This is a genomic window from Pseudomonas sp. TH15 (assembly GCF_016651105.1).
Lineage (GTDB): Bacteria > Pseudomonadota > Gammaproteobacteria > Pseudomonadales > Pseudomonadaceae > Aquipseudomonas.
This window is the reverse complement of sequence record NZ_JAEKEL010000001.1, coordinates 230,944-240,380: the sequence shown is the minus strand read 5'-3', so window position 1 is coordinate 240,380 and position 9,437 is coordinate 230,944. Positions and strand designations below refer to the sequence as shown.

The window sequence follows — 9,437 nt, the reverse complement described above, 5'->3', positions numbered from 1 at the left end:
CATGACTCGGCCTCTGGTCTGGCTGCTGCTGTGTTTGATCCCTGCGCTGGCGACGGCGCAGGACGAACCGCTGCGGCTGGGCTTCAAGGGGGAATTGCTGTCGTTGAGCCGGACTCAATTGATTTCCCGCGAACCGTTGCCTGACTCTTTGCAAACGCCACTGGGTAGTCTGTGGAAGTTGTTTGTTTATGGCTGGCTGGTGGATACCGGCGCCCATGAATCGCCCTATGAATGTCGCGGGCAGTCGAAGGAAGAAGTTTATTGCTGCACGGCTGGCGGCAAGATTGGCCGTGATCAGGCGTTGGTGAAGTCTTGCGGGTTGTACTTTGAACCTGCGCGATTGGGCATTGCTGGTGCTGAGTGGCGGGCATATTGGCAGTTAAGGCAGGCACCGGAGTGGTTGCTGAACTTGCCATCGTTGCAGCCTTCCACCCGAGTTTCAGTCGCTGAATTGCTCAAGGTGCTGGCCGTGCTGCCGGCGCAGGATCAAGCGCGGCGGGTGTTGCTGGACGTGGTGTTGAACGCCGCTGACGGCAACGTCGTGGGTGAACTCGGCGGCCGGTTGCGGGTGAAAACCTGGAGCTGGTTGGGCGATCAGGACCCTTCGTCGCGTCAGGGCGGGTTCGCCGGTTGGACGGTGGATGGCACGCCGATCTGGGCCGGTGGGCGTGGGACCAGTCAGATGGTTTTGCGTAATTACGGTGGGGCGTTGGCTTCGGTGTTACCGGTGGATTGGCCATTGGATGCGGGGCGTTGTGTTGAGGTGGGGCTGTTTTCTCGCTATCCGATCAGCCGCGTTTTGGCGGGGGATCGGGTTGCTGACTCCGGGCCGTTGCAAGGCAACTATCGCGTCGAATTCGCCAGCGGCAATCAACTGGATATCCACAGCGACGGCGAACTCTTTCTGCTGAAAGACAAGCTTGTTGCGCGCCTTGATCGCGAAGAATACGTCGCCCGCGTCCTGCAACGAGAAGCCAAGTCCGAACCTGTTGAGGCCGCCAAAGCACTGGCCATCGCAATCAGAACCTACCTGCTGCAAAACGCCACCCGCAACGGCGACTGCCTGAGCATCGACGACAGCAGTAGCCGCCAACGCGTCGCCCCACGCCCGGCCACCGCAGAATCGCGCAACATCGCGGCGTGGACCAGCGACCTCGTCCTGGCCGGCAGCACCGTCACGTATCACTCCGACCAGCCGGGCCCGGACAAACTCTCCTGGCAGCAAGCCGTCGAACAAGCCAACGCCGGCCAACGCTACGACGCCATCCTGCTGCACGCCTACCCGCGCGCCAGCCTCAGCCGCTGGGACAACCCGGTTGCTTCCTGCGAAGCGTTGCCCGCCGCGCAAGACTGGCTGCTCAACCAGCGCCGCGGCTGGCGCCAACGCCTCGAAAACGAAGTCGGCTACAACGAAATCAGCACCTTCGCCGTCTGCCGCCTCGCCTTTGGCCGGCCTTTTGTCGACCGCGAACGCCAACGCATCTACGTGCGCGGCGTGCAGTCACTGCAAGACCGCCTCGACCTGACCCACGAATACCTGCACCTGGCCTTCGAAGCACACCCGAACGGCCAGGATGAAACCTACATCGAAGGGCTCGCCCGTCACCTCTTGCTGGAATAGGCCATGAAACTCAGTTATCCACAGGTCTTCCTGTTCCTCTGCTCCTTCTGCGTACTGCCGACGACCTTCGCCGCCGACGCCGCCGTCACACTCGACACCCCCGTCGGCGGCTGGCGCACTGGCGCAGTTGAAGGCGAAGGCGAAAACTACCGCCAGACGGTTAACTATCCCGCTTCCTCGGTAAACACACCGGTCGGCCAGGCCAATACCGCGCGCATCAGCGGCCAGATAAAAGCCACACCCAAGACGGGTGAGCCTGGCCGATTGATCGTTAACGGCATCAGCATGCCGTTGAAAATCGACGCCTCTGGACGCTTTGATCGGCCGTACTCGTTTCCGAATGGCAGCAACAGTGTTGAAGTTCGTAGCCCGGATGGACAGCAGCGGCATCGCACGCAGTTTCTCCGCGCCAGCGGCGGGGCGACACCGGCCAAGTTGCGGGTGTTGTTGTCGTGGGACAGCGATAACACGGATTTGGATTTGCACCTTGTGACGCCGGATGGTGCGCACATCTGGTACGGCGATCGCGTGGCACCTAACGGCGCGGCGCTCGACGTCGATGTCACCACGGGGTATGGCCCTGAAATCTTCTCCATGCCGGCGCCGATCAAAGGTCAATATTTGATCTATGTGAACTACTTTGGCGGCGGGTATCGCAGCGATGACGAAGGTCAGGCGGACGCGGTTCAGCCGCTGACGACTGCGCAGGTGACGGTGATTACGGAGGAAGGGACGCCGAACGAGAAGATGGAGACGTTTGTGGTGCCGATGCGGGCGGTGGGGGAGTTGACGTTGGTTAGGGCGTTTAGTTATCCGTGAGTCATCTGTTCATTGTTATTGATGGTGAGGTTGTTCAGCGTTGAGGCGAAAGTCGATCTTGCGCGACATCGTAAGCAGCCTCTCGCTCTCGCTTCCCGATAGCGACAACGAACACCAGAACTTCCTGATCAAGCACTTGATAAATCAAGCGGTAGCCTGCGCTTTTGAGCTTCACTTTGTAACAGTCCGGGAGCTCGCGAAGCCGGTTGGCATCTACTCGAGGATTTTTGAGAACCTCTGCGAGCTTCTTTTTAAACTGCTGGCGAATTGTGTCGCCCAGCTTGTCCCATTCCTTTAAAGCACGACGATCAAACTCGAGACTATAGGTCATCCAGACTGACCTTGACTCGCTGCGGTGCAGCGAGGCGTTCCGTGACTACGGCGATGAGTGCTTCATCTTCATCACTGATCAACGCAGTCTTGAACGGCAATTTGCCTCGCTCGGCGACGTATTGAAGCGTTTGGCGCAATAGCTCGGAGGGCGTTACACCGAGCTTTTCCAACTGTTCGAAGGATCGCTGCTTGAGTTCGTCATCAATTCGAATATTGATGGAGGCCATGATGAAATTCCTGTAATGACAATTGTCTTTACGGTATCAACTGGAGCCTGTGCTGGACAAGAGGTGATTTGAGTTCTGGACGGGAGGGCGGCATTTCCCAGGCATTAAAAAGCCGGCTTGTGGCCGGCATTTTTATGATCCGTAGCTTTTCGCAGTTTTTCTAGAAGCCTAGATTTTACAGGGCTTTAAGCCTAATATCAGTCCGTAAGCACCCGCCGTTTATCGCTGGGAATCGCGATTAGGGTGTGGGTCAAAGTGTGGGTCGGACTGAGGAGGCTTTATGGGCAAGCTGACGATCAAGGCAATCGAATCACTTGCCCGGTCTGGAGGCGCAGGCAAAACCAATGACGGTGACGGTCTGTATTTCCAGATAAGCAAAGCTGGGGTGTCCAGTTGGATTTTCCGCTACAAGATTGAGGGCAAAGGTCGTGAAATGGGCCTGGGTCCTTATCCAACCATCACTCTAGCGAAGGCCCGCGAACTGGCCGCAGATCAACGCAAGGTCTTGGCTGCTGGCAGTGACCCTCTGGCCGCCCGTGATCTCGAGCGAGAGGTGAAGCGCGAAGCCGAGCGACAAGCGCAATCGCGTCGGGTGACTTTTGAGTCGCTTGCGACTGAATACCGCAACGCTCATGGTTCTACCTGGTCGGAAAAGTGGCGTAAAGGCTGGCTGCGAAAACTAGATCTGTATGCCTTCCCCGTCATCGGCAAGCTACCTGCTGCTGAAATTCAGACCGAGCAGGTCCTGAAAGTACTGCGCCCCATCTGGGCAACCAAGACTCGCACCGCCGACGAGGTGCGTGGACAAATCGAGCAGATCCTAGATGCCGCCAAGGCGCACAAGCTCCGCGATGGCGATAATCCGGCACGCTGGCGCGGGCATCTGGACAGCTTGCTGAGCAAGGCCGAAAAGAAAAAGCCCGTCAGCGCCAGCATTTTCCTGCGATGAAGTGGAAGGAGGTTCCGACGCTTATGGTCAGGCTGGCGATGAACGACTCACACGCGTCTGTGGCAGCCCGACTGCTGATCCTCACTGGCGCGCGAGCGCTCATGGTCCGTTTCGCAAAATGGTCGGAGTTTGACTTGAAGGCCGGTATTTGGTCGCTGCCTGCCGAGCGGATGAAAATGCGCCAAGCCTTCAACATTCCCCTTGCTCCCGAGGTAGTCGAGCTGCTGGAAACTCTGCCGCGGGACGATGGCGACTCGAACCTATTCCCTGGTCAAGGTAAGACTGGGGTTATGCATGCCAACGCCATCCGCAACCTGTTGCACGGCCTCGGGCATGATGACGTAACCCGTCATGGCTTCCGGTCGAGCTTCCGTGACTGGGCAAGCGAGTACACCCAATATCCCCGTGAAGTCTGCGAACTGGCCTTGGCCCACGATGAACGCGACCAAACCGAGGCAGCCTACTCCCGATCCGATTTCATCGAGAAGCGCCGCGCCTTGATGGCCGATTGGGCGAAGTTCATTACCACGCCGCCATCGGCAATAGTTATTCACGGCGACTTCAAACGCGCCTGAATGAGCTACCGCTGTTTAGTCCGAAGGGGTGATAGATGGATAATTCAACAACTTTGCGGGTCATCTAATTTGAGTTTATGTCGGATGAATGAAACGAATTACGTATTTGCAGGCTTTGACCCTTACCTAACCTTTGCAAAGGGCGAGAGGGGGAGCGAGAAAAAATATTCCTTCGTGCAGATGGTACGTCCACTGCTGATTGGTTTCATTTTGGCGACGACAGATGCGGTTTTTTGTCACCTCTCTGGAAAGCTGGGCACGATGCTTATGTGGTAGTTGCGGACAGAATTGGAAAGCAGCCGACAATTCAGGATTTCAAGGATATTGTTCAAGACATAAAGGAGAATGAAAAGGGATGGGCGCCGTATATCCAGCAGGCAATTGATGTCGGTCAGGTGACGCTCCGAGGGGTTGACGGTTCAATAACAACAAACGTGGCACGAGCCCTAGAGGAAGGATCTTACGGCTGGCTGTTGAATGTCCTCATGAAATATGTGACCCCGAGCGTGATTTCGGGTCGCCTTTCAGCCGACGATTTTCCTGACTTTGAAGCCCTTTTTTCGGCTATGGGCATTATCTATATCGACGATTACCTCTTTATCAAGGGTGTGAATTCACCAGATATGGACGAGTGCTATGACTTAATACATTCGTCATTTACTTCGGCCGAGATCTATAGGAAAAGCATTGACGCAGCCAAGGAGGCTGTCAGCGCTATGGGTCGCCGCTCGGCCATCGCACGCCACAAACCTACCAACCAGCTTAGAGCTGCGGCATTGGCCGAGTGGGATGCCAGAGGCGCCAATTACAGCGGCATGGCGGCTTTTGCGCGACATCACTATAAACAATACGAAGTTACTGAGCGGACCCTTTACGGTTGGGTTCGAGGGCATCGCAACGCCAAAAGCTGATCTTTACGGTCTGCGCGTAGACTGTACAGTCTGCGAGCAGACCTGACTGCAAACGCCTCGTTCCATTGTATTGAATTGCCATCGTTCGCCCCATAACGGGGAGATTCAAAAGGAATCAACGATGGCCGCAATTGTTCAACAACCCCGCCGTATCCTGCGCTTTCCGGCTGTGAAAGCTGCAACCGGGCTGGGGCGCACCACGATCTATGAGTTGATGAAGGAGGGCCGCTTCCCGAAGTCTCGTCGCATCGCTGGCGCTCACGCCGTTGGCTGGAACTCCCTGGAAGTAGAGGCCTGGATTACCGAGCAACTGGGCGAGGTGATCTAAATGAAAAACGGCCACCCCATCCCAAAAGACGAAAGCAGCCGCGCGCACGGCAATTCTAGCACTGCCTCTACGACCATGACTGACCCCGTGATTCAGTTCCACGGCGAATTGGTTAAAACCTTTGGCCGGTTGGATCGGCTGCCGATCCCGGATGGCAAGGTTAAGCGCTTCCATGTCCCCGGCGACCGTGCCGGCACCCGCAATGGTTGGTACATCCTCCACCTGGATTGTATTGCTTGGGGGTTTTTGGCAGCTGGAAGATGAGCGGCACCGGCTATTGGAGCAGCCGCCGCGCTGCCAGTTACGAAGAGGCGCAATTGATCTCCCGGCGCAAGGAGCAGGTCCGTCAACAATTCGAAGCCAAGCAGTACCTGCGCCAGCTTAAGGTTGCGGGCCAGGCTCATCGCCTGTGGAGTAATGCGCGCTGCGCCGATCCCAATCACCCGTACCTTATTGCCAAAGGCGTACAGCCTCATGGCCTGCGCCAGCACCGTAACGAGTTGCTGGTGCCGCTGTATGCCGGCGGCGTACTGGTTAATCTGCAACGGATCGGCCCAGATGGCAGCAAGCTTTTTCTGCGTGGTGGCCGGATCAAAGGCGCCTATTCACCGCTGGGTCGTATCAAGCCGGGCAAGGCGCTTGGTATTTGTGAAGGCTGGGCCACGGGCGCGACTCTTCATGAGAGCGGCTATACGGTCGCCTGCGCCCTGAATGCCGGGAACCTTAAAGCGGTAGCACTGGCGCTTCGGGCTAAGTACCACCGCGCGGAAATCATCATCGCAGGCGATGACGACCGCCAGACCAAGGGGAACCCTGGGCGCACCGCGGCCAATGCGGCTGCCGTTGCGGTAGGTGGCTTGGTGACGTTTCCCGAGTGGCCGTCTGATGCGCCGGATTCCCTTTCGGACTTTAACGATCTGGTAGCTTGGAGCCGCCGCAATGCGTAAGCCTGAGAACAGTGCAATCAACCTGCGCCCCGAAGCGCCCATGGTCGAGCCTGAGCGCCCGTGCTGGGGCGTGTATGAGCACTGCGTAACGAATGAGAAAAGCCGCTTGCTGCAGCCCGGAGTTTACTGGCATGGCTTCAAGCGCACCGCTGCCGACGATGACAGTGATGTCGACAAAACAGACCGCCCAATCACGGATGAATGGATTGCCTCGCCTGTAACTGTTGCTGCTCGCACCACTAACAGTGACGACGGCAGCGAGGGTCGCCTTTTGCGTCTGGTGACCCAGAGCGGTATCAAGGAATGGATTATTCCAATGGAGGTGTTTGGTGGTAGCGGCGAGGACGCTAGGCGCCAGCTTTTCGGTATGGGCGTAGTCATTGCGCTAAAGAAACGTGGCGCGTTCATGGAGTACCTGTTGGGTCAGCGTTCCGCCGAGGTGATAGCCACCACTTGTCGGCCGGGTTGGCATGAGTCGGGCGCATTTGTCTTGCCGGGCCGCACCATCGGCAGTGACAAGGTGCGCTATCAGGCCAGCGGCAAAGGTCAGAACTTGTTCAGCATGTGCGGCGACCTAGTGGGCTGGCAAACCGAAGTCGCAGCAAAGTGCGAAGGTAACCCCGTATTGACGCTGTCAATTGGCTGCGCCTTGGCGGGTCCACTGCTGAGCCGAGTGGGCGTGCTGGGTGGCGGCGTTCATTTGGTGGGCGACAGCTCCAGCGGTAAGTCATTGGCACAATTGATTGGCTCGTCGGTTTGGGGCGACCCCGGAATTTTCGCCGCATCTTGGGATATGACAAAGGGCGGTTTGGAGATCGAAGCATCAGGTCGCAATGACACCATGTTGCCTCTGGACGAAATCAAACGCGCCGATCCGAAGCGCGTACAGGAAATGGCCTACTCGCTCGCCAACGGTCAGGGCAAGGGCACCATGACCCGCGAGCGTGAAGGCCGGCCCAAACTGTCGTGGTGCCTGCTTGCGCTTTCGAGTGGTGAACGCTCCCTGTCCGAGCACGCCGCTATCGGTGGTAATGCCGCTCATGCTGGCGCCGAATTGCGCATGGTGGACGTGAACGCTGGTACGCGCACCTACCGGGCTTTTGACGATCTGCACGGCCTGTCGGGTGCCGACTTCCACCGTCAGCTGACAGTTGCTGTCGGTGCCCACTACGGGCATATCGGGCCTGCCTTCGTGGAACAAATGGTCGCCAGCGACGACCGTCCCGGCTTGTTGAAAAACTTTGCCGATATTCGCGCCCATTTCACCGAGGACAACGCCCAAGCCGGACGGGTGGCGGATCGCTTCGCCATCATTGCACTTGCGGGGGAAATGGCTATCGCTTATGGCCTTCTCCCCTGGACGCCGGGTAGCGCCTTGGCCGATTGTCGGTTGCTGTATGGTGAGTGGCTGAGCCGGGTGGGCAGTGGCAATGCCGAGGATCGCCAGATCCTGGCGGGTGTTCTCGACTTTATCGAAAAGCATTGTAGCAGCCGCTTTTCAGACGTGGATTCGTCCGAGGTAGACGCCAAGGTGTCCAACCGTGCGGGTTACTGGGAAATGGTGGCTGGTAAGCGCCTCTATTTGTTCAACAAGTCGGCGATGACTGAAGCCGCCCACGGGCAGGGGCTGCCGCGAGTAGTGAAGGCGCTGGAGGGCGCTGGCGCCATCGCCAAGCACGATACCGACCGAGACAGCCGCAAGACGAAGAAGTATCGAATCCCCGGCGGGGGCTCGACTCGTCTGTACGTGATCGACCCCGACGCCATTGATGGTGAAGGTGGCAGCGTCTAATCACCAATACAACCAACACCAATAACCGATCTCATAGGAACCTATGAGTGTGGGGGCAGGGGAACAGGGGGAGCGGCCAGTAAATCCATAGGCTGTAGCCGTTCCCCCTAATTGAAGTGTTGGGGAACAGGGGGGAACACAAACATTGTTTTAAAATAAAGGTGTACGCCGTACCTGATGTTTGTTCATCACCGTTCCCCAAGACTTTCCCTGTGGTACGCGTTCCCCCTTTTTATGCCCCGGAAACATTGAATGTTCCCACTGTTCCCCTGTTCCCCCAGTTTTTTGTCACAGAAACATATGGGGGTTATGGCGATATGGGAGAGGAGGCCGATGAGTCTCCTCTCCGGCCTGCTCAATGAATTACCGCCGCCCTTGCACAGCGCGGGACCAACCTCTACTCCATCCACGAATGCAACGCCCGAGTGGCGCAAGGTCCGTGACCAGTAGATCAGCTATGTGATGGCCTGCCGCGAGTGCCATGTACCGACGAGGTGTTACTGGGCGTTAGGTGCGGATTTGTGTGAGGCGTACATCAAGACTCCCATGCAGCATCGCGTATAACTCCTCGCTCCAGCCGAGAAAAACCTGGAGCTTGAAGCGAGTCGATTCAGGAAGCACTGAGGTGTTTTCAGCAATCGCCAACAAGAACATGATGATTTCTGAATATCTTAAAGGGCGAGAGGACTTGTTAGTTTTCGGAGCAGTACGCGCGCGCGTAGACCATCACCAAGCGGCCTGTCTACTGCATAGCTAATTGAGAATGGGCGATCACCAGAGTTGAATGCTGCACGCGGCAGAGGCGACCCACATAGAGCGGCCAAAAACGTTTACCTATAAATAAATCGTTTCCTTTCAATCTTTGAGTAACTTATAGACGCATAACAAGGCGTTACTGTCCATGTGCCTTGTTATACGGTCTTATTAACTCTCTT

9 protein-coding genes and 1 pseudogene are annotated in these 9,437 nt (G+C 57.1%); 8 read left to right on the top strand and 2 right to left on the bottom strand.

Annotated elements, in window-relative coordinates; all coding sequences use genetic code 11:
* Position 1: 1 nt before the first annotated feature.
* Both JFT87_RS01120 and JFT87_RS01115 read left to right on the top strand, forming a co-directional pair.
* The gene (locus tag JFT87_RS01120; RefSeq protein ID WP_201198185.1) at positions 2-1,621 is read left to right on the top strand and encodes a DUF2300 domain-containing protein; all 1,620 of its coding nucleotides are present in this window, start codon (positions 2-4) and stop codon (positions 1,619-1,621) included.
* 3 nt (positions 1,622-1,624) lie between these two features.
* Positions 1,625-2,440: a YfaP family protein gene (locus JFT87_RS01115; protein WP_201198184.1), complete on the top strand. Its 816-nt coding sequence runs from the start codon at positions 1,625-1,627 to the stop codon at positions 2,438-2,440.
* 34 nt (positions 2,441-2,474) lie between these two features.
* On the opposite strand, the gene JFT87_RS01110 is transcribed toward JFT87_RS01115, so the two are convergent.
* Positions 2,475-2,771, bottom strand: a complete 297-nt coding sequence (locus JFT87_RS01110) for a type II toxin-antitoxin system RelE family toxin (RefSeq protein WP_201198183.1) — start codon at positions 2,769-2,771, stop codon at positions 2,475-2,477.
* Entirely contained in the window at positions 2,761-3,000 is a 240-nt protein-coding gene (locus JFT87_RS01105) for a type II toxin-antitoxin system RelB/DinJ family antitoxin (protein WP_201198182.1), read from the bottom strand. Before JFT87_RS01105 ends, JFT87_RS01110 begins: the two co-directional genes overlap by 11 nt.
* 280 nt (positions 3,001-3,280) lie before the next feature.
* Between JFT87_RS01105 and JFT87_RS01100 the strand changes: the two are divergent.
* The 6 genes and pseudogenes from JFT87_RS01100 (at position 3,281) to JFT87_RS01080 (ending at position 8,502) form a co-directional block, all read left to right on the top strand.
* A pseudogene (locus JFT87_RS01100) lies at positions 3,281-4,524 on the top strand (tyrosine-type recombinase/integrase).
* A 233-nt stretch (positions 4,525-4,757) separates the two neighbouring features.
* On the top strand, positions 4,758-5,435 hold the full coding sequence (locus JFT87_RS01095) for a hypothetical protein (RefSeq protein WP_201198181.1): 678 nt from the start codon (positions 4,758-4,760) through the stop codon (positions 5,433-5,435).
* Between the two features lie 121 nt (positions 5,436-5,556).
* Entirely contained in the window at positions 5,557-5,763 is a 207-nt protein-coding gene (locus JFT87_RS01090; protein ID WP_201198180.1) for an AlpA family phage regulatory protein, read from the top strand.
* Complete coding sequence (locus JFT87_RS28745; protein ID WP_446739713.1) at positions 5,764-6,027, top strand: hypothetical protein; 264 nt, start codon at positions 5,764-5,766, stop codon at positions 6,025-6,027.
* Entirely contained in the window at positions 6,024-6,710 is a 687-nt protein-coding gene (locus JFT87_RS01085; protein WP_446739712.1) for a toprim domain-containing protein, read from the top strand. Before JFT87_RS28745 ends, JFT87_RS01085 begins: the two co-directional genes overlap by 4 nt.
* Positions 6,703-8,502 (top strand): DUF927 domain-containing protein, encoded by a 1,800-nt coding sequence (locus JFT87_RS01080; RefSeq protein ID WP_201198179.1) that lies wholly within the window; start codon positions 6,703-6,705, stop codon positions 8,500-8,502. The genes JFT87_RS01085 and JFT87_RS01080 overlap by 8 nt, the downstream gene beginning before the upstream one ends.
* The last annotated feature ends 935 nt before the right edge of the window (positions 8,503-9,437 follow it).